Raw genomic sequence first — 20,873 nt, forward strand, 5'->3', positions numbered from 1 at the left:
GCGGCAGCTTAGCGTTTCGCCTGCTGGAACAAAGTGTCCCACATGCCCAGCACCAGTGACTGGTCGCGCGGAGAGAGTTCCCCGGCCAGAATGGCTTTTTCAAGGCTGCGGGTCACTTCATCGTGAACGGCCTCGGCAGAGTGATCGTCCCCTGCTTCCAGCTCGGCTACGGCAAGCGTCAGGTGACCACGCAGATAACCGCTGGCGAACAGCTCATCATCACTGGCGTGTTCCACCATGTCATCAATTAACGCCAGAATGCGTGATTCAAATTCTGCGATCATCTTCTTTCCTCTGTTAAAGATCTTCCGGCCATGGGAAGCATTCCGCCGTCATCTTCGGCGTGTGGTAATAATTCTGTAAAGCCTCGATCAGGCGCGCCGGACGTTCCGGGATGCCTTTCTCAAGATATTCCATCACCTGCGCGTGAACGCGGCGCTGGAAAACGATACGGTCCGGCTCGAAGTCGCCTTCAAGGTTGTCGCAGCTCACGTTGAACGGGAAGCCCGCCGCGACGCAGAACAGCCACTCCAGCGCCTGCGGTTTCACTTCCACATCTTCAAACTGTCCCTGCGTGGCGGCGTCACGTCCGTCCGGGCAGTACCAGTAACCGAAGTCCACCAGCTCGCGACGCGCTTTACCCGCGATGCACCAGTGAGAAATCTCGTGAAGACCGCTGGCGTAAAAACCGTGCGCAAAGACGATGCGGTTATACGGAACCTCTGCATCAGCAGGAAGATAGATCGGTTCGTCGTCGCCTTTAATCAGACGGGTATTAAAATCATCAGCAAAACAGCCGTCAAAAATCTCAATCAGCTGTTCGTATTTATGCGAACTGTTCATTAGTTCATCCCCAACCAGGTGAGGATCTCCTGTCCATGGCTGTCATAAAGCAGTTTGGCGCTCATTACCGCCGAGACGATAACGATCATCGGCCGAATCAGCTTTTGTCCTTTACTTAATACCAGACGCGAGCCTGCGCGCGCCCCGAGAAACTGCCCTGCCATCATCACAAAGCCGGTTGCCCAGATGACCTTGCCGCCAATGATAAACAGCAGCAGGCCGCCGACGTTTGATGTCGCGTTGAGCACTTTGGCATGGGCGGTGGATTTGGCGAGGTTAAACCCGGCCAGCGTCACAAACGCCAGCGCGTAAAACGAGCCTGCTCCCGGGCCGAAGAAACCGTCGTAAAAACCGACGCAGCCACCGGCAATCAGGGCAAACGGCAAACCGTGCAGACGACGCTGACGGTCCTCTTCACCGAGTTTTGGCATCAGCAAGAAGTAAAGGCCGATGCAGATAATCAGAATCGGCAGGATCTGGCGCAAAATATCGGACTGCACGTGCTGAACCAGCAGCGCGCCCGACGTTGAGCCGATAAAGGTCATCAGGATATTGAGCTTCTGATCGGCCAGGCTCACCACCTTGCGGCGGATAAAATAGAGCGATGCGGAGAGCGAGCCGCCGCAGGCCTGCAGCTTGTTGGTGGCAAGCGCCTGAGCCGGGCTCATGCCCGCCGCCAGCAGCGCGGGTACGGTTAATAATCCGCCGCCGCCCGCGAGCGCATCGATAAAACCGGCCAGCATAGCCACAAAGAACAGCACCACCAGCAGCAGCGGTGACACCATAAACAGATCGACGAAATTATCCATTAAAGTACATGCTCATCCAGTAGCGCCTGGCAGGAAGGCGGCAGCGGAGGCGGTGTCTTCTTCTCAGGCTTAGAGGTTCCAGGTTTTGCCGGTTCAAACCAGCTTTGCAGTTCCGCACCGCAACCATCGCCTGGCGGAGGTAACGGCTGATCTTCACACTCCAGGCTGTTCGCCGGGCAGCGCAGACGAACGTGCATATGTGCACGATGCTGGAACCACGGGCGCACTTTGCGCAGCCAGTCGCGATCGGTTCCGGCATCCAGGCAGAGCTGCTGCTTGATGGCCGGGTTGACGAAAATCCGCGTGACGTCGTTATCTTCTGCGGCGAGCTTGATCATGCTGGACACATCCCGCGTCCAGAGTGATGGCACAACGCGCTTACCGTCGCTCGCCACCAGATCCAGCGCCTGCGGCTTCAGCAGTTGGGCTGAGGTCCAGCGCGCTTTCGGCAGTTGCAGGAAGATATCCACGTCCAGTCCGGTCTGGTGGCTGGCGTGACCGCCGTTGAAGCGTCCGCCGGCAGGCATCCCCATATCGCCAATCAGCATCGTGCCCAGCCCCAGGTTATGCACCTGGTTTCCCAGACGCTGGATGAACAGCACCAGATCCGGGTGGCCGAAATAGCGTCGCTGATCGGTACGCATCACCTGGTAGGTATCAGACTGCAGAGGCAGCTCCTGAGCGCCGACGATACAGCCGTTGGAAAAGGCGCCAATGGACTGCGCGCTCCCCGCCACCGGGTGGGTGATTTTTTGCCATGGCGTCGCGGCCAGACTGGCTCCACTGGCGAGCAGCGTCAGCAGAGCAATTGCGGTTTTTTTCATGTTTACCAGCGTGGAATGGTGGTCGTCACATCCGCATTCTGCGCGCGCTGGCGCAGGAAGTGATCCATCAGCACGATCGCCAGCATCGCTTCTGCGATCGGCACCGCGCGGATCCCCACGCACGGATCGTGACGTCCTTTGGTGATCATCTCAACTTCTTCGCCATCGCGGTTAATCGTGTGGCCCGGCACGGTAATGCTGGAGGTTGGCTTCAGCGCGATGTTGGCAACAATCTGCTGCCCGCTGCTGATACCGCCCAGAATGCCGCCCGCGTGGTTACTCTGGAAACCCGCTTTCGTGATTTCGTCGCGGTTCTGGCTGCCGCGCAGGGATACCACGTCAAAACCGTCGCCAATCTCTACGCCCTTTACCGCGTTGATGCTCATCAGCGCGTGGGCGATGTCGGCGTCGAGACGGTCAAATACCGGCTCGCCCCAGCCAGCCGGGACGCCGTCGGCCACCACGGTCACTTTCGCGCCAATGGAGTCGCCCTCTTTTTTCAGGCCGCGCATCAGCTCATCCAGCGCTTCAAGCTTGTCCGCATCGGCGCAGAAGAACGGGTTTTGTTCAACCTGCTCCCAGTCTTTGATCGCCAGCGGAATGTCGCCCATCTGGGTCAGACAGCCGCGGATAACGATGCCAAATTTCTGCTGCAGGTATTTTTTGGCAATCGCCCCTGCCGCCACGCGCATCGCGGTTTCACGCGCCGATGAACGTCCGCCGCCGCGATAGTCGCGGAAGCCGTACTTTTGTTCGTAGGTATAATCAGCGTGGCCCGGACGGAAGACGTCTTTGATGGCGCCGTAGTCCTGAGAGCGCTGATCGGTGTTTTCGATAAGCAAACCAATGCTGGTGCCTGTGGTGCGGCCCTCGAAAACGCCGGAGAGAATTTTGACCTGGTCCGGCTCGCGACGCTGCGTGGTGTAGCGAGAGGTACCCGGACGACGACGGTCAAGGTCGTGCTGTAAATCTGCTTCGGTCAGTTCAATGCCCGGCGGTACGCCATCAACGATACAGCCCAGTGCCAGCCCGTGCGACTCACCAAACGTGGTCACCCGGAATACCTGTCCAATACTGTTTCCTGCCATCACGGCTCCGATGTAGTTGTTTGTGTTTGAGCGTTGTGAAACGGGCCGAAGCCCGCTGGATTAATCTTTATAGATGCTGAAGTGTTCGCGCGCGTCGAGCAGCTGCGCTTTGGTCAGCATAAAGACGCCGTCACCGCCGTTGTCGAACTCAAGCCAGGTGAACGGCACATCCGGGTACTGCTCTATCAGATGTACCATGCTGTTGCCCACTTCACAAATCAGAACGCCGTCGTCGGTCAGATAATCCGGCGCGCAGGCCAGGATGCGGCGGGTCAGCTTCAGGCCGTCAGAGCCTGACGCCAGGCCCAGCTCCGGCTCGTGACGATATTCGTTCGGCAGATCGGACATGTCTTCCGCATCAACGTACGGCGGGTTGGTGACGATCAGATCGTACTGCAGCGTCGGCAGGTCGCGGAACAGGTCAGAACGGATTGGCGTAACGTGATGGATCAGACCGTGCTCTTCAATGTTGTGCTCGGTCACGGCCAGCGCGTCGGTGGAGATATCTACGGCGTCCACTTCCGCTTCCGGGAAGGCGTAAGCGCAGGCAATGGCAATGCAGCCGCTGCCGGTACACATATCCAGAATGTGCTGCGGCTGATGGCCGATCAGGCCTTCAAAATGATTGTTAATCAGCTCACCAATCGGCGAGCGCGGCACCAGCACGCGTTCATCAACATAGAACTCGTGGCCGCAGAACCAGGCTTTGTTGGTCAGGTAGGCGACCGGGATGCGCTCGTTCACGCGGCGGATTACGCGCTCAACGATACGGTGCTTTTCGCTGGAGGTCAGGCGCGCGGTGCGCATATCTTCCGGAATATCCAGCGGCAGGTAGAGGGATGGCAGCACCAGCTGTACGGCCTCATCCCACGGGTTATCGGTACCGTGACCGTACCAGATATTGGCGGCGCTGAAGCGGCTAACCGACCAGCGCAACATGTCCTGTATGGTATGCAGCTCGTTTACTGCTTCATCGACAAATATTTTATCCACTCTTTCCTCCAGGGCATGCTCGCATAATTTTCGGCGGCTAGTTTGCCATGAAGACGGCGATAAATCAGCAATGACGCGTCGCGCTTGAGGTTAAAAAATGCGTTTAGTCGGGTACACTATCGGAAATACGAGATGAGAATGACGAATGAAAAAGAAAACATCGCTCACTGAGGAGGATCAGGCGCTCTTCCGACAGCTGATGATCGGGACGCGTAAAATCGCTCAGGACACCATCGTCCACCGCCCGCAGCGTAAAAAAATCAGCGAAGTACCGGTCAAACGGCTGCTGCAGGAGCAGGCGGATAACAGCCACTATTTTTCAGATGAATTTCAGCCGCTGCTCAATACGCAAGGGGCTGTGAAGTATGTACGCGAAGACGTCAGCCATTTTGAGCTGAAAAAATTACGCCGCGGGGATTATTCGCCTGAGCTGTTTCTCGATCTGCACGGGTTAACGCAGATGCAGGCCAAACAGGAGCTGGGGGCATTGATTGCGGCATGTCGCCGCGAGCATGTTTTTTGCGCCTGCGTGATGCATGGCCACGGTAAACACATTCTGAAGCAACAGACACCGCTGTGGCTGGCTCAGCATCCACACGTGATGGCTTTCCATCAGGCACCCAAAGAGTACGGCGGAGATGCCGCATTACTGGTGTTGATAGAAGTGGAAGAGTGGCAGCCGCCAGAATTACCCTGACAGGACGGCGGGGGCAAATTGTGCTCCCCCGCCCTAACGCACGTCACGTCAGATGGCTTTTGCCATCTTCAGGTTGCACGGGCTCATCTGCCAGTTGAAGACACCTTTGCCCGTTTCGTCCAGAGAGACATTAGCAATGGCGGATGTCGTGAACATAGGCGGTGTTTCGCCCGGGCACAGCTCAGATACCAGATAGCCAACCAGTGGCAGGTGGGAAATGACCAGCGCGGAAGCGACACCTTCATTGCACAGCGCCTGAAGATAAGCGCTGACAAGGCCTACATCGCCACAGGGGGTGAGTTCAGGGAGAACATCCACACTGGCCGGCAGGTTCATACACTCCCCCACCACATCCAGCGTCTGTTCTGCACGCAGGAACGGACTCACCAGAACGCGTTCGATGTCCACTTTTTGACCGTTAAGCCAGGTCGCCATCAGACGAGATTCGTCGCAGCCACAGACGGTCAAAGGACGTACTGAGTCACTGGCGGCATCGAGTGCCGCGTCGCCGTGACGCATGATAAAAACTTGCATATTGCACCGCTTTTGTTAACCAGAATCACCGGCGTTAACTACCCGCGATAAATGCTGAGAGGTAGAAAACCCGATGGCCGGGCATTGTGCCTGATCCATTCGGTGAATGAAACGCTGTTTTTTACCTCAATGGCGTAAGTATAGTCAATCTCTGTTTACAAAATCGCCAGAACAGGTTCATTCACTTCAGGATTTACCCTTCTTTGACCTCAGCTTACGAGGACAGTTTCCCTTGCGGACCAAAATGTCTGGCCCCGTTCCGCCATCTGCAATAATTCGTCACACGGTGTAAACCGTGGACCATATTGCGAAGCCAGACGTTGCAGGATCGCAACTACTTCATCCGCGCCGAGCGTATCCATGTAACGGAACGGGCCGCCAAGGAACGGCGGGAAACCAATACCAAATACCGCGCCGATGTCACCATCGCGCGCGCTCTTGATCACCTGCTCACCAAAGCAGCGCGCCGCTTCATTGAGCATCATCATCACGCAGCGTTCAGCACACTGAACGGCGGACAGTTTTCCCTGACCGGTGGTCGAAATAAGCCCATAAACCGAAGGGTCGACCTGTTTTCTGCTTTTACGCCCTTTCGCGCCGTAAAGATAGAAACCGCGTTCATTTTTTCTGCCTTTGCGATCGTCCTTCAAAATTGCAGAAACAATGTTTGCAGGTGGGCTAAAACGATCGCCATAGGCAGCTTCCAGCACTGGTATAATTTTAGTGCCGGTGTCTATTCCCACCTCATCCAAAAGTTGGATTGGGCCAACGGGGAAACCAAACTTTACCAGCGCCTCGTCGACGTGCTCAATTTTCTCGCCTTCCGTCAGCAGCCGCATGGCTTCATTTATGTAGGGGGCCAGAATGCGGTTGACGTAAAAGCCGGCTTTGTCCGCCACCACGATCGGCGTCTTGCCCTGCATTTTAGCCAGCTTCACTACGGTGGCGATGGTTTGCGGGCTGGTCGTGGCATGTGGGATCACCTCCACCAGCGGCATTTTTTCGACCGGGCTAAAGAAGTGCAGGCCTATCACCTGCTCCGGACGCGCGGCTTTCGCCGCGATATCGCCAATCGGTAATGACGACGTGTTTGAGGCAAAAATGGTATGCGGGGCGCAATGTTGCTCAACGTCAGCGACCATCTGCTGCTTAAGCGCCAGGTCTTCAAACACGGCCTCAATCACCAGATCGCGATGGGCAAAGCCGCTGTAGTCCGTCGTGCCGGAGATCAGCGCCAGGGTCTTATCCCGCTCGCTTGCTCTGATATGGCGGCGTTTTACCTTTTGATCAAGGTTCTGCCAGCTGTACTGCAGCGCGTGGTTGATCCCCTTAGGATTAATGTCTTTGATACGTACAGGCAATTTACCTTTGCTGGCGGTAACAAATGAGATGCCCCCGCCCATAAGCCCACCACCCAGCACGCCAATGGCACGCAGCGGAGCGGGCTGCGCCTCGCTACCGGGATCTTTTTTCACGTCTGTACTGGCGAAGAAGATGCTGCGCAGCGCCTGTGACTGCGGCGTCATCGCCAGTTCGCCAAAGGCTTTGGCCTCAGCGGCATAGCCGCTGCTGCTTCCCTGGGACAGCCCGGTTTCAATAACCTCCAGGATCCGCTTTGCCGCCGGGTAGTTGCCTTTGGTTTTTTGTTCGGTCTTTTTGCCCACCATGTTGAACAGCAGCGTTCTCCCCAGCGGACCGGCCAGCACGCGCTCGCGGACCGGCAAAGGACGTTTTGCCTGACGTCCCTTCAGCGCAAGCTCAACGGCAGCCTCCAGCAAAATGGAATGCGGCACGACGTCATCGACCAGACCGGCCTTTAGCGCCTGGCGGGCACGCAGCTGTTTACCGGTTAAGATCATCTCCAGCGCCGTGCTGACGCCCACCAGGCGCGGCAGACGTTGCGTTCCGCCGGAGCCAGGCAGCAGGCCGAGCTGCACTTCAGGCAGGCCTAAAACGGTTTTCGCATCGTCAGTACAGATGCGGCTATGACAGGCCAGCGCCAGCTCCAGCCCACCGCCCAGACAGGCACCGTGGATAGCTGCGATGACCGGGATCGGCAGACCATTAATCTCCGCCATCACCTGCTGGCCCTGACGCGCCAGCTCTTCCGCCTCCAGCGCGCTTTGCGCCCGGGCGATCATGTTGATATCGGCCCCGGCAATAAAGTTGTCCGGCTTGGCAGAGATAAACACCAGGCCGCGAATAGCCTTGTTTTCGCGGATCTGCTTTAGCATCGCGCGCACCTGAACACCAAACTCGGCCTTCAGGGTATTCATCTTTTCATCAGGGACATCAATGGTTATCACGGCGACGTTATCGAGGCGAACCGTTAGGTTAAATGCAGATGTCATGTCCATTATTCAGCCTCCAGAACCATTGCTGCACCCAGCCCACCCGCCGCGCAGGCGGTGACGAGACCAAAACCGCCGCCACGACGGCGTAGCTCGTGTAATGTTTGCGTGATCATTCTCGCCCCCGTCGCCGCAAACGGATGACCGTAGGCGATGGAGCCCCCCAGCACGTTGAATTTACTCTGATCCACTTCGCCCGTGGCATGCGCGCGGCCAAGCACGTCGCGCGCAAAACGCTCGCTTGCCAGCAGCTGTACGTTGGCCAGGGTTTGCGCGGCGAACGCTTCATGCATATCAATCAGGGTTAAATCAGCCAGCGTCAGCCCCGCGCGATCCAGCGCCAGCGGCGTGGACCAGGCAGGCCCTAACAGCATGTCCTGCCAGACATCAATGGCGGTGAAGGCATAGCTGCGTAAATAGCCCAGAGGGGTGATGCCCAGCTCTTTCGCGCGGGATTCGGTCATCAGGATCACGGCGGCGGCCCCATCCGTCAGTGGCGTACTGTTAGCCGCCGTTACCGTACCGTGCTTGCGGTCAAACGCTGGGCGCAGTTTTGCGTAATCCGCCAGCGTCGAGGTGCCGCGAATGTTGTTATCTTCCGCGAGTGGTTCGCGGTAAGGGGGAATATAGGCGGTCATGACCTCGTCGGTCAGCTTGCCTTCCGACCAGGCTTTTGCCGCAAGCTGATGTGAACGATGCGCCAGGGCATCCTGCTGTTCGCGGGTGATGCCGTACGTTTTGGCCATCTGCTCAGCGGTATCTCCCATGCGCAGGCCGGTAGAGTATTCCGCGACGGCAGGTGGCACAGGCATCAGGTCGCGCAGGCGTAAACGCGAGAAGAGTTTGAGTTTCTGCCCCGTCGTGCGGGCTTTGTTGGCATCCACCAGGATGCGCGCCAGCTTTTTACTGACGCCAATCGGCAGCACCGAAGAGGAATCCGCCCCACCTGCAATCCCGGCACGAATAGTGCCCGCCATCAGGCTTTCAGCAACGTTAGCAACGGCCTGGAAACTGGTCGCACAGGCGCGGCTAACGCTGTAGGCATCGGTATGAACGTTCATCCCGGTACCGAGAACAATTTCCCGCGCAATATTAGGCGCCTCCGGCATCTGCACAACCTGGCCGAAAACCAGCTGTTCGATGACTTCAGGCGAAATTTCGCTGCGAGCCAGCATCTCTCCCACTATCATTTTCCCCAGGTCGACAGCCGGTATGCCGTGAAACGCCGTTGCCTGACGCGCAAATGGCGTGCGCAATCCGCTGACGATGGCAATGCGATCGCCCTGACGGGTAATAAGCGGTAATGCCTGACTCATAACACTCCCCTGTAAAAAATTAACTCAAACATAAAGTGGTCTGACCTGATAATAGTCTTAACCATTTTTTTACATTCAGCCAATCGGGGAAACGAAAAAGTGCGAGCTAAAACACAGAGAAGAAAAAGAAAAATGCCCGTGCATGGCAGAGGCATTTGTGCGGTATGTTGCCGGGTGGCGGCGTTGCCTTACCCGGCCTACAAAATCGTAGGCCCGTGCAAGCGAAGCGCCGCCGGGCAAAAAGGATTAACGCAGGCCTAACTGGAAAATCAGCGTTTCGGCTTCGCAGGCAAAGACAAAATCGATGTCCAGCTTCACGCCACCGTCCACTTCGGTGAAGGTAGACTTGATTTCGCACGGATCGGATTCAACATCGCGCGCGCGCTTGCTCAGCGCAGCCAGGGTCTCTTCCGCTTCGGCACGGTTGGTGAATACGCGGCTGTAAGAGGCGGTGCAATCGGTGTTGTCCATAATGGTCCCAACATCCATACAGCAGCAAACCGGGGTTTCATCAGCACTGCATTTACTCATAGCTCAATTTCCTCTGTATTCGCGCAGCGCGCGAGATAAACACGATGCTGATATTTTACGCCCCGGCGCTGGCTCTCTCCAGCCGTTAATGGCGTAAAAGCGGATAAGTGACCAATATCACACTAAAAAATGATCTAAAACAAAAACCACCCTTTTGGGTGAGTCGCGATGGTCACAATTTTGCCAACCAGATCTCGTTTCAAGAAACATGTTTGAAAATATTAATAAACAAACTTGCAACATTCTAGCTGGTCAGACCTATACTCACGCCACTGGTCTGATTTGTATGTCATACCTCAGACCCTACACTTCGCGCTCCTGTTACGGTATGTAACAATTATTGAATAAAAATAACTCAATGAGGTTATGGTCATGAGCCAGAAAACCCTGTTCAACAAAACTGCGCTGGCAGTCGCAGTGGCAATCGTCTCTACTTCCGCCTGGTCAGCGGGCTTTCAGTTAAACGAATTTTCTTCCTCTGGCCTTGGCCGTGCGTATTCCGGGGAAGGTGCGATCGCGGATGACGCAGGTAACGCGAGTCGTAACCCTGCGCTGATCATGATGTTCGATCGTCCGACCTTCTCTGCTGGTGCTATTTTTGTCGATCCAGGCGTTGATATTTCAGGTCGTTCTCCGACGGGCGCCAGCCTGAATGCGGATAACATCGCGCCAACGGCATGGGTGCCAAACCTGCACTTCGTCGCACCTATCAACGACCAGTTTGGCTGGGGTGCCTCCGTCACCTCTAACTACGGTTTAGCGACCGAGTTTGGTGATAACTATGCCGCTGGGGCGTTTGGCGGTAAAACCGACCTGGAAACCCTGAACCTGAACCTGAGCGGTGCTTACCGTCTGGACAATCACTGGAGCTTTGGCGTTGGCTTTGACGCCGTGTATGCCAAAGCGAAAATCGAACGCTACGCGGGCGACCTGGGCAAAATCGTGGCGGGATCGGGCGCGCTGCCACCACCACTGGCGCAGCAAGTGGCGGGCATTCCGGCAGACACCCAGATTGCCTATCTGAAGGGTGACGAGTGGGGCTTTGGCTGGAACGCCGGTATCCTGTACGAACTCGATAAGAACAACCGTTACGGCTTTACCTACCGTTCCGAAGTAAAAATCGACTTTGATGGCGACTATAAGAGCAGCCTGCCTTCTGCCTATAACCAGATCCTCGGCAACTTCGGCCTGCCGATGGGCACCAACGGCAGTACCACCGGCGGTTCTCTGAGCCTGCACCTGCCGGAAATGTGGGAACTGTCTGGTTATAACAAAGTGGCACCGCAGTGGGCAATTCACTATAGCCTGACCTACACCAGCTGGAGTCAGTTCCAGGAGCTGAAAGCGACCAACAGCAAGGGCGACACGCTCTTCTATAAAGATGAAAGCTTCCGCGACGCTTACCGCATCGCGCTGGGGACCACCTACTACATGGATGACAACTGGACGTTCCGTACCGGTATTGCCTTCGATGACAGCCCGGTACCTGCCGACAAGCGTTCCATCTCTATTCCGGATCAGGACCGCTTCTGGCTGAGCGCAGGTGCGACCTATGCCTTCAACAAAGATGCCTCGGTTGATGCCGGTATCTCTTACATGCACGGTCAAAAAGTTAACTTCAAGGAAGGTCCGTATGAGTTCTCTTCCGAAGGTAAAGCCTGGCTGTATGGTATGAACTTCAACTACGCGTTCTAATTGCGCTGAAATCAAAAAAGGTGAGCATTGCTCACCTTTTTTATTTACTCCGAATCAATATCTTTTAGTTCGTTTTCGATAGCCTTCGCGTTCGGGTTGTCTTCCGGCTTCAGCTTACCGCCGTTGGCGATAAAGTCATGATTCTGGAAGTACGCTTCACGCACCATAATGTACGGATCTGAAGACTGACGCAGCAGGCCATCAGAGTCGAGCAATTGCGCGCGGGTTTCAATCCCTTCTACCGTCCATTTACCAATCGACAGCGGCCAGGTCAGCCACGACAGGACCGGATACAGCGTATCCACCATATCGCCGCCATCATCACGGATAGTAAAGCTGCCGTAGAACGGTAACTGCACGTAAGGGCCATATCCGACGCCATAATGGCCCAGCGTGCTGCCGAAACGGTGCGGCTGTTCACGCTGCAGTTTCGGGTTAGCCATGCCGGCGACATCGATAAAGCCACCCATCCCCAAGATGGAGTTCAGGAAGAAGCGGGTAAAGTGCACCATCCCCTGATACGGGTCACCCTGCAGGAAGTAGTTCACCATGACCGCAGGCTCTTCGAGGTTGCTGGTAAAGTTACTTAATCCGTTACGCGCAGGTTGGGGAACATAATCACGCCATGCTACAGCCACCGGGCGAACCACATACGGGTCCAGCACGTTGTAGTTGAAGCTATACATTGAGCGGTTAAATCCTTCGAGAGGATCGGAGCGTCCCGTTTGCTCCCCGGAGCTGGCGCAGCCCACAAGCATCGTCGCGCCCAGCGCAAGCGCCGACAGCCGAAGTTTCATAAATATCTCCCTGTTCAGTATGGCTATCGTTGATTGCCATCCGTAACGGAGCCGTGACGCTCCGTCTGTAAACGTGCAAGTGATTGTAACAGCACGTTTACCGATGTCTATGAGCACAATTACGGGCAGTAACCACCGTGACTCTGATCTCAGCATAGCCTGGCTTTTGGAATTCGTTTCGCTCGCAATTTTATAATGTCTTTGAAAGAGATGTATCACCTTTGTTGTCATTGCCGCCAATTTAAGACCATCCCCACAGGCATCCCGATAAAAGCCGCTACGCTTAACAGAAAGATCAACCTCCGGGAGCAGATATGAAAGAAGTGAGCGAAGAAAAAATTGGCGAGAGCAATGAGGAGCTTGAGATTGAAAGCGAGGAGAAAGCGCGCGGCGAGAAGATAGAAATTGATGAAGACCGCCTCCCTTCCCGCGCGATGGCCATCCACGAGCATATACGCCAAGATGGTGAAAAAGAGATGGAGCGCGATGCCATGGCCCTCTTCTGGTCGGCTATCGCGGCAGGTCTGTCAATGGGCGCATCTCTGCTCGCAAAAGGGATATTTCATGTTCAGCTGGAAGGGGTGCCCGGTGGTTTTTTACTGGAGAACCTCGGCTACACCTTCGGCTTTGTGATTGTCATCATGGCCCGCCAGCAGCTGTTTACCGAAAACACGGTGACGGCCGTTTTGCCGGTGATGCAAAACCCTACCCTCGGCAATTTCGGTTTACTGATGCGTCTATGGAGCGTGGTCTTGCTGGGTAATATCATCGGCACGGGCATCGCGGCCTGGGCGTTTGAATACATGCCGATTTTTGATGAACCCACCCGGGACGCGTTTGTGAAAATTGGCATGGACGTGATGAAAAACACGCCGCTAGAAATGTTCTCAAATGCCATCATCTCCGGCTGGATTATCGCCACCATGGTCTGGATGTTTCCTTCAGCCGGCAGCGCCAAAATAGTGGTGATCATATTAATGACCTGGCTGATTGCGCTCGCCGACACCACTCATATTGTGGTCGGAACCGTGGAGATCCTCTATCTGGTCTTTAACGGTACGCTTCACTGGAGCGATTTTTTCTGGCCCTTTGCCCTGCCGACGCTTGCAGGAAACATCTGCGGCGGAACGTTTATCTTCGCGCTGTTAAGCCATGCTCAAATCCGTAACGACATGTCTAACAAACGCAAAGCGGAACAAAAGGCACGGGAAAATGATGATAAATCGACAAAAAAATCGACCTGAATGGTGACTCTTTGAGCAGTCAGGCGGCAATGCGCTTAACGCAAAGTGTAAATAAGGCTATACTCGTGCCGCCTCGTCCCCTTAGTTAAATGGATATAACGAGCCCCTCCTAAGGGCTAGTTGCAGGTTCGATTCCTGCAGGGGACACCATTATACCCCTTCAGTGCCGTATTTCTTACTGCGCAATGCGCACTTCTCCTGCAGAAATGCCCTTCACGACAGCCCCTTGCACAACGGTTTCCTCAATCGATACCGTGATTTTTTGATGCGGAGCGGCAGGTGACTGGCGGTAAACAACAAACCTCTCGCCAGTTTTATCATCGGTCTGTAAAGACGCAACAGGGACGGTGGTAGCGCGATCGTTACGATAGGTAATCACGTCGAGGCGAGCGCTCATCCCCAACCGTATATCCGGTTGAAGGTCGGCCACGGGGGAATCAATGGAGACAATCACGTCATAGTAGGCGCCCTGTGAATCGCTCGCATTATCCTGCATACCTATGGCTTTGACGCGCCCCGAAAGCGTTTTGCTGCTAAAACCATCGCCAGTAATACGTGCAGGCATTCCTTCCCTTAACTGGTGTAAATCAATCTCCTCCACACGTGAAACAACCTGGAGCGTATCAAGGCCAACCACAGTCAGTAACTCTGTTCCCTGGCTGACTGGTGTTCCCACGTGGAGTGCGGCGGTCCGCCCGACGTCAGAACTTTGCGGACGCGCAACAACGCCAGAAAATGGGGCGTAAAGCGTCTGTTTTTTTGACTGCGCAAGCAGGATATCGTAACGAGTTCTGGCATTAGCCAGCGCCATTTCTGCAATTTTTAGATAGTTGCTTCCTCCCTGCGCCTCAACAGCGTACAAATCATCCAGAGCAGAATCCAGCGCCTGCTGCTGCGCAGCAACAAGCTGCTCAAGAGCCTCGACCTCCATTCGGGCAACAATCCCTCGTTCAAAAAGCAATCTTGTATCGCGAAGATTTTTTTTGCTGTTAGTGAGCGTAAACTGCGCAGATTGTACTCCTCGCCGTGCCCGGGCGACGTCAGGGCTACGATGCCAGTTGTGATAGTTGTCCGCTTCTTTTTGCGCTTTGAGCAGCTCTGTCTGAGCCTGCCGCAACTGTATTTCAACCAGCCCATTATCAAGGGTTATCAGTTTTTGCCCCTTTTCAACGCGTTGCCCCTCAGTCACATACAACGCTTTTACTTCCCCTTCAAATGGGGAAGACAAAGTCTCTTCATGTACTGGCCGAATACGGCCTGTTAATCCCAACTGCTTCTCCAGTCGCTGTGGAGAAACGGGGATCCAGCGTTCTAAGGGCGTTGCTATTTCCTGAGTGGGTGCTTTGACGCTCCACCAGTAAACAAGTGCCCCTGCAAGGCACAGCGTGGAAATTAATGCAATCCCCCATCGCACCCGCAACAATATTTTTGCTGAAGTCAACAAACTAGTCATTAAGTGTGATATCCCAGCTTTGCAGTGTTGTTCCCAGAATTTGATCGAGGTCTGCCTGCGCGTTCAGATATGCAATAAGGGCATTGAGTCTCGTGTTTTCTGCATTCCGCAAATCATTTTCATAACTCAGAACCTGGAAATTACTGGAGCGGCCAAGCGTCAATTTTTCTCGCTCAATCTCAAGCTTTCGACGTGACAGATCCCTGGCACGCTGGGATATCTCAAATTGTCGCCATCGTGTGTCAATATCCCGTACGGCGTTGGTAACATCCCTTTCAAGTTTCTGCCTAAATTCCTCCACCTGCAGCTGCTGATTTTTTACATTCACCTGGGCCTGTACTTCAGCCTGACGCGTATTCAACTCACCGATGGGAACTTCGACGGCAATCCCTACATAGTTATCCCAGGTATGTGCATTTGCGCCACCATTTATACGGTTGTTTTGCTGCGCGGCGCCTCCAACGAGTGAGACGTCCCAAAGGCGCTGATTGCGGGCAACAGCAAGATTAATGGTTGCCTGATCGCCCTGGATAAGCTGGGCCAGATACTCCGGCTGGGAATTTTTAGCCTGCTGAAATGCCTCATCGGCCCGGATAACCACCCGATGTGCATTTAATGACTCCGTTGCAACTACCGGGGAATGGAGATCTACAGCCAACAGTTGTAATAATGCGAGACGGGCAATATCGAGCCTGTTTAAGGCTTCTTCCTGAGCAAGCTCCTGAGAGGCCTCATCCGCTTCTGTCTGCACGATGTCAAATTCAGCCATGCGTCCAGCAGCAATCATCGTTCGGTTAATCTCGATCAGTTTTTTCGCCCTTACTAATGAATTCTGAGCGATTTTTAACTGCTCCTGTGCCAGTAAGAGATCGCGATAGGCTCTGATAATCTGGGTAATAGTCCGGGAAATTGACGTTTTTAAATTCAAACGATTCACTTGCTCTGTGAGTTGAGCCAGATGTACCGGAGCAGTCGCGATATCCTTACCCGCCCCGCGCAGCAAAGGCTGAATGACCGTAAAGTTTGCCCCATCGCTTTGTGTACCATTCCCGGATTTTGCATCGGTATTTTGATACGTCCATCCAAGACTCATCCGCGTTCCATAAGGAGTTAAAAGCGTGGTTGTTGGCGTGAGCGTGGTCTGTCCGGAGCGATTATCCTGATTTTGTTGCACAAGATAATTGCCTGAAATGACGAGTTTGGGTGTGAAGCGATCCTCTGCCACATACAGATCGAATTTTTGAGCAATACGATTTAGGTAAGCGCTACGGATATTGCGATTATCCCGAAGGCCCAGATATACCGCATCGCTCAGGGTTAAACTGATAGTACTGTTATCCTCCGGAGAGGAGCTCTGCCAGGCCGCCGACAACCCTTCGAGCGGAACCATAATAATAAGGAAAGCGAGGATTTGAAAAACGCTTCTACACATCACGCAACGCATCCACAGGTTCAAGACGGGCCGCCGAAAGGGCGGGAGAGAGCCCAAAGAACAGCCCAATCGCGATTGCACTACCGGTTCCCAACTGCAACGCGGTCAGTGAAAAGACAAAATCAGACCAGCCCGCAAAGTAGACAAAGAGCCAGGCTGAAAACATCCCCACCACAGCCCCAAGCAACGCGCCGACAGATGCGAGAACCAGCGCCTCAAGGAGAAAAAGTGTCGCAATATCTCGCGGACGCGCGCCAAGGGCCATACGCACACCGATCTCTCTGCGCCTTTCTGAAACGTTCATAACCATAACATTCATCACTCCTACACCGCCCACCAGCAGAGAGATTCCTCCCAATCCCGTCAGGAGCCATGAAAACAGACGTGATTGTTGTTCCATCCCCTCAATTAACTGGCGTGGGAGCTGTACGTGAATGTCAAAACCTGGCATTTGTTCAGCTAACCAGGCTTGCAGTCTGGAAGAAATGTGTTCCTGTCCGTCACTGTTTTGGCTTCGTATAACTACATTGCCAATCTGTGGTAACCCGATCACTCGCCGCATCCCTCTGTCCGACATGAGGATAACGTCATCAATTGAGAGGGGGATAATCGGATTGGGTCCCGTGGAGGCAAGGATCCCGACAATCTGATACAGATAATCCCCTAACTGGATCACCGTACCGGGTTGAATAGCGTGACCGTTAATTTGTGTCAATTGCTCAGCAACATTTGCACCTAAAACGACATAGGTGCTATATCCATCAAAATCACTTAAAAACCGGCCCTGCGCTAACGTTAATCCCAGCACAGAGGGAAGTTCAGCACTACTCCCTACCACCGTCGCGCTGTCCGTCCGGCCATTCATGCGCACCTGAACGCTGGCAGGGATGAGAACCGATGCCGCGTTTATTTCGGGTATCGTTTTATGCAATGCACTTATATCAAGATTGGGTGACGGGAGGAGTGGATTCATTTTTCCATTCATCAGGCGTTGTATATTCGCCACCATAATTTCGCTCCCCATCCCCTGAAATATGCGCATCGCTTCATTTTCGGCATTACGGCCAATATTCAGTAATGCGACTACGGCAGCGCAGCCAACAGCAATGCCCAATAGCGCTAATATTGCACGCCGTCCCAGCAAATGCAGATTTTCGAGTGACTCAAGTATTTGCTGAGAAAATGGCATTCCATAGCGTACCGAATGAGAAGATGGCTGCGGCACGGAATAACGTGATTCAGTCATTCAATACCTCGTTAATTTTTCCATCGCAAACATTGATGCAGCGAGACATTTTTCTTGCTATCGACGTATCGTGAGTCACCACGATTAACGTGGTGCCAAAATCATCATTTAGAGTCATAAGCAGTTCAATAATACTGGCGACATTCTGGCTATCGAGATTTCCCGTCGGTTCATCAGCAAGAAGTAGCGCTGGTTGGGCAACCAGCGCGCGCGCAATAGCGACACGCTGGCGCTGACCACCCGACAAATCAGCCGGAAGGTGTTTTATTCTGTCACCTAACCCCACGCACCCTACGTAATAACGGGCTATTTCCTGAGCATGATGACGCTTTACCCCACGATATAATAACGGCAGGGCAACATTGTCCAGGACACTTAATCCCGGTAGCAGATTGAAACTCTGAAAGATAAAACCGATAGTATGATTACGGGCAATTGCCAGCGCTTCAGCGCTGCACAGAGACATATTCTTTCCGTTCAGGAAAAGATGTCCCGTTGTTGGGGTATCAAGTAAACCGATCAGATTGAGAAGCGTACTTTTCCCAGAGCCCGAGGATCCGACGATAGCGCAGGTTTGTCCTGACGGGATTGACAATGAAACATTACGTAGTGCCTTATGATGGGAGTCCCCCGCCCCATACGAATGGGAGACGGACTCCAGTCGAACCAACTCAGCAGCAGAAGTGTTCATTTTCCACCCAAGTTTTTTTTCTCAACCACGCAGAATAAACATCTCATCATTGTTAATTTTTATCTGTTATAGGACTACTGCAGAAGTCAGTCCCGAATGAAGTAATTTCACTGTCTATGGTTATAACGGCCAGATAGAAAAATTCTTTAACCGATAAAAATTTTTTTTAAAGAAACAAATCAAACGCCCACGCATCAGCATTGTTTAACAAGTCAACTACCATAATCTTCCTAAAGTTCATTAAACAATGACCGATAGGTTAAACACCTGACATATCGCACCGTCATTTTAATGACAAATATTTCCAAAAATATACCACAAACGATTAATTGAACTTAAATAAAATTAACCATGACCTGACAGTAGGTTATTACTGAGTTTTCTTATAATCACCTATGGCAACTCAATAATCATCTCTGACATAACTAAAATGCAGAGTATTAAATTATGTATTACTCAATGATGAGGTTTCTATGAAACGGAAAACGATGCTTCTTGCTTTATCTGGATTATTAGTTCTGACGTCACCTGCTTATGCAACGGAAGGGGCTTATTCAAGCACAACGAATGCTCCTGATATCACACTTAAGAATCAATGGTATCAAAAAAACTTTCCGGTAATTTCTGGAACGCCATCCACCGGAAAAATTGGTGTCGTTTATTATAACTGGGCTTTCAGTCGCACTCAGCAGGGGCTTAAGGTTTCCTTGTGCACAAGTGCCAATACAATGTGCGTCAATATTGGCAACTCAAATTCAGGTTCAGTTGATCTTTCCACTTATAACCTGGCACCAAACCAAGTACTCAGCATGAAAGCCATTGTCGAAGGAACGGGAACTATGGTCCCAGTTTATGGTTATCAGAGCCAGATTATTGTTAATTATAAGTTCAATTAATCGGTGATTGACAAGTGGGTTACAGCACGTGGAAACGTATCCGCGGTGCTGTAACACGCTTCAGTCGGACCAAAAGCATGCATCGCCCCACATTGAACAACCATGGTTGCCTTCGACCAAGTTGTCGGGTTTAAAAGTAGTAAAATCAAACACCTCCCAGACTGCCGCTTTTTTAATCAAAAACGAGTAATAGCACATATCGTATAACGGTGCTACATTATGCCGCCCACCCAATGTCAGCTATGGCCAGGTAACGCCGTAAAGATCGGTAAAGCCTGCAACCATGACCTTGTACTACGGTCTAATAGGCACGTGGTATCGCATTAAGCGTTACTTTCACCGGCTCTACATAGGTTTATCTATTTTGTCTCAATCCAATTTCAAACGCGCATTTTTGCATCCGCGTTACTGGTTTACATGGTTTGGCCTTGGCTTACTGTGGTTGCTGGTACAGCTTCCTTATCCGGTGATCCGCTTACTGGGTTCAAGACTCGGCAGCACATCCCGCTTTTTCCTGAAGCGTCGCGAATCTATCGCGCGTAAAAATATTGAGCTTTGCTTTCCACAATACAATGCCGAGGAGCGCGAGAAGCTCATCGCTGAAAACTTCAAGTCTATCGGCATGGCGCTGCTTGAAACCGGCATGGCCTGGTTCTGGCCGGATGAGCGCGTCCGCAAGTGGTTTGATGTGGAAGGCCTGGATAACCTTAAACGCGCGCAGATGCAAAATCGTGGCGTGATGGTCGTCGGCGTTCACTTTATGTCGCTGGAACTCGGTGGCCGCGTGATGGGTCTGTGTCAGCCAATGATGGCCACCTACCGCCCTCACAACAGTGCGCTGATGGAGTGGGTTCAGACCCGTGGCCGCATGCGTTCCAATAAGGCGATGATCAGCCGTAATAACCTGCGCGGTATGGTCGGCGCCCTGAAGAAAGGTGAGGCCGTCTGGTTTGCACCCGATCAGGATTATGGACGTAAGGGCAGCAGCTTTGCACCGTTCTTCGCGGTTAAAGACGTTGCGACGACCAACGGCACCTTTGTTATTTCACGTCTGTCGGGCGCTTCCATGTTGACCGTGACGATGGTGAGAAAAGCGGATAAATCAGGCTATCGTCTGCACATTTCTCCTGAAATGGCTAACTATCCGGAAAACGAGTGCGAAGCCGCAGCGTTTATCAACAAGGTCATCGAGACTGAAATCATGCGTGCGCCGGAGCAGTATCTCTGGATGCATCGTCGTTTCAAAACGCGCCCGCTCGGCGAAGCCTCGCTCTACATTTAAGCGCTTTATGAAGGTTAGTTTCGCTAAGAAACTAACCTTTTCAATCACCTGCCATCCTGCTGCAAAACCGTCTTTCTGTGCGTCGCTCAAAGTGAATTTATTGCGTTACGAAATCAAACTGTCGCCGTTCCACGACACTCGTAAGTGACGG

Annotated in this window: 20 protein-coding genes and 1 tRNA gene; 6 read left to right on the forward strand and 15 right to left on the reverse strand. The window is 53.2% G+C overall.

What is annotated here, in order from left to right; genetic code table 11:
* Nucleotides 1-8: 8 nt before the first annotated feature.
* The 6 genes from ACWHWP_RS16445 to prmB are packed head-to-tail and all read right to left on the reverse strand — an operon-like array spanning nt 9 to nt 4,557.
* Nucleotides 9-284 (reverse strand): YfcL family protein, encoded by a 276-nt coding sequence (locus ACWHWP_RS16445; protein ID WP_059312865.1) that lies wholly within the window; start codon nt 282-284, stop codon nt 9-11.
* Between the two features lie 13 nt (nt 285-297).
* The gene (locus tag ACWHWP_RS16450) at nt 298-843 is read right to left on the reverse strand and encodes an elongation factor P hydroxylase (RefSeq protein WP_447856023.1); all 546 of its coding nucleotides are present in this window, start codon (nt 841-843) and stop codon (nt 298-300) included.
* On the reverse strand, nt 843-1,652 hold the full coding sequence (locus tag ACWHWP_RS16455; protein ID WP_447856024.1) for a sulfite exporter TauE/SafE family protein: 810 nt from the start codon (nt 1,650-1,652) through the stop codon (nt 843-845). The genes ACWHWP_RS16450 and ACWHWP_RS16455 overlap by 1 nt, the downstream gene beginning before the upstream one ends.
* Nucleotides 1,652-2,476: a penicillin-insensitive murein endopeptidase gene (gene mepA / locus ACWHWP_RS16460; protein WP_447856025.1), complete on the reverse strand. Its 825-nt coding sequence runs from the start codon at nt 2,474-2,476 to the stop codon at nt 1,652-1,654. The genes ACWHWP_RS16455 and mepA overlap by 1 nt, the downstream gene beginning before the upstream one ends.
* Before the next feature lie 2 nt (nt 2,477-2,478).
* Complete coding sequence (aroC, locus tag ACWHWP_RS16465) at nt 2,479-3,564, reverse strand: chorismate synthase (RefSeq protein WP_059312867.1); 1,086 nt, start codon at nt 3,562-3,564, stop codon at nt 2,479-2,481.
* A gap of 60 nt (nt 3,565-3,624) precedes the next feature.
* A complete protein-coding gene (gene prmB, locus ACWHWP_RS16470; RefSeq protein ID WP_008502612.1) occupies nt 3,625-4,557 on the reverse strand; it encodes a 50S ribosomal protein L3 N(5)-glutamine methyltransferase in 933 nt (310 codons plus the stop codon).
* Nucleotides 4,558-4,702: 145 nt separating this feature from the next.
* Here prmB and smrB point away from each other — a divergent pair, with 145 nt between their 5' ends.
* Entirely contained in the window at nt 4,703-5,254 is a 552-nt protein-coding gene (gene smrB, locus ACWHWP_RS16475) for an endonuclease SmrB (RefSeq protein ID WP_447856026.1), read from the forward strand.
* A 48-nt stretch (nt 5,255-5,302) separates the two neighbouring features.
* Here smrB and sixA read toward each other — a convergent pair whose 3' ends face one another.
* The 4 genes from sixA to ACWHWP_RS16495 form a co-directional block, all read right to left on the reverse strand.
* Nucleotides 5,303-5,788, reverse strand: a complete 486-nt coding sequence (sixA, locus tag ACWHWP_RS16480; RefSeq protein ID WP_047346653.1) for a phosphohistidine phosphatase SixA — start codon at nt 5,786-5,788, stop codon at nt 5,303-5,305.
* 209 nt (nt 5,789-5,997) lie between these two features.
* The gene (fadJ, locus tag ACWHWP_RS16485) at nt 5,998-8,145 is read right to left on the reverse strand and encodes a fatty acid oxidation complex subunit alpha FadJ (protein ID WP_447856027.1); all 2,148 of its coding nucleotides are present in this window, start codon (nt 8,143-8,145) and stop codon (nt 5,998-6,000) included.
* A complete protein-coding gene (gene fadI, locus ACWHWP_RS16490; protein WP_447856028.1) occupies nt 8,145-9,455 on the reverse strand; it encodes an acetyl-CoA C-acyltransferase FadI in 1,311 nt (436 codons plus the stop codon). Before fadI ends, fadJ begins: the two co-directional genes overlap by 1 nt.
* A gap of 246 nt (nt 9,456-9,701) precedes the next feature.
* Nucleotides 9,702-9,986, reverse strand: coding sequence for a YfcZ/YiiS family protein (locus ACWHWP_RS16495; RefSeq protein ID WP_028013973.1), 285 nt, complete (start codon nt 9,984-9,986; stop codon nt 9,702-9,704).
* A gap of 372 nt (nt 9,987-10,358) precedes the next feature.
* On the opposite strand from ACWHWP_RS16495, the gene fadL reads away from it, so the two are divergent.
* On the forward strand, nt 10,359-11,681 hold the full coding sequence (gene fadL / locus ACWHWP_RS16500; RefSeq protein ID WP_165602467.1) for a long-chain fatty acid transporter FadL: 1,323 nt from the start codon (nt 10,359-10,361) through the stop codon (nt 11,679-11,681).
* Between the two features lie 44 nt (nt 11,682-11,725).
* Here the strand turns inward: fadL and mlaA are convergent, their stop codons facing one another.
* Nucleotides 11,726-12,478: a phospholipid-binding lipoprotein MlaA gene (gene mlaA / locus ACWHWP_RS16505; RefSeq protein WP_047346658.1), complete on the reverse strand. Its 753-nt coding sequence runs from the start codon at nt 12,476-12,478 to the stop codon at nt 11,726-11,728.
* 314 nt (nt 12,479-12,792) lie between these two features.
* Between mlaA and ACWHWP_RS16510 the strand changes: the two genes are divergently transcribed.
* Nucleotides 12,793-13,722 carry a formate/nitrite transporter family protein gene (locus ACWHWP_RS16510; RefSeq protein WP_047346659.1) on the forward strand — a complete coding sequence of 310 codons (930 nt, stop codon included), beginning with the start codon at nt 12,793-12,795 and terminating at the stop codon, nt 13,720-13,722.
* A gap of 75 nt (nt 13,723-13,797) precedes the next feature.
* A tRNA-Arg gene (locus ACWHWP_RS16515) sits at nt 13,798-13,872 on the forward strand.
* 25 nt (nt 13,873-13,897) lie between these two features.
* On the opposite strand, the gene ACWHWP_RS16520 is transcribed toward ACWHWP_RS16515, so the two are convergent.
* From ACWHWP_RS16520 to ACWHWP_RS16535, 4 genes are read right to left on the reverse strand one after another with little or no spacing between them, the layout of a single operon-like run.
* Nucleotides 13,898-15,175 (reverse strand): HlyD family secretion protein, encoded by a 1,278-nt coding sequence (locus ACWHWP_RS16520; RefSeq protein ID WP_447856029.1) that lies wholly within the window; start codon nt 15,173-15,175, stop codon nt 13,898-13,900.
* Entirely contained in the window at nt 15,168-16,565 is a 1,398-nt protein-coding gene (locus tag ACWHWP_RS16525) for a TolC family protein (protein ID WP_235836452.1), read from the reverse strand. Before ACWHWP_RS16525 ends, ACWHWP_RS16520 begins: the two co-directional genes overlap by 8 nt.
* A gap of 34 nt (nt 16,566-16,599) precedes the next feature.
* Nucleotides 16,600-17,853, reverse strand: coding sequence for an ABC transporter permease (locus ACWHWP_RS16530; protein ID WP_059312874.1), 1,254 nt, complete (start codon nt 17,851-17,853; stop codon nt 16,600-16,602).
* Nucleotides 17,846-18,544 carry an ABC transporter ATP-binding protein gene (locus ACWHWP_RS16535; protein ID WP_063427993.1) on the reverse strand — a complete coding sequence of 233 codons (699 nt, stop codon included), beginning with the start codon at nt 18,542-18,544 and terminating at the stop codon, nt 17,846-17,848. The genes ACWHWP_RS16530 and ACWHWP_RS16535 overlap by 8 nt, the downstream gene beginning before the upstream one ends.
* A 473-nt stretch (nt 18,545-19,017) precedes the next feature.
* Here ACWHWP_RS16535 and ACWHWP_RS16540 point away from each other — a divergent pair, with 473 nt between their 5' ends.
* Together ACWHWP_RS16540 and lpxP are read left to right on the forward strand one after the other, a co-directional pair.
* Nucleotides 19,018-19,440 (forward strand): flagellar protein FlhE, encoded by a 423-nt coding sequence (locus ACWHWP_RS16540; protein ID WP_074164566.1) that lies wholly within the window; start codon nt 19,018-19,020, stop codon nt 19,438-19,440.
* 361 nt (nt 19,441-19,801) lie between these two features.
* Nucleotides 19,802-20,722, forward strand: coding sequence for a kdo(2)-lipid IV(A) palmitoleoyltransferase (gene lpxP / locus ACWHWP_RS16545; protein WP_173829315.1), 921 nt, complete (start codon nt 19,802-19,804; stop codon nt 20,720-20,722).
* Nucleotides 20,723-20,873 lie beyond the last annotated feature (151 nt).

This window comes from Enterobacter sp. WI-ESBL-E8 (assembly GCF_053364895.1).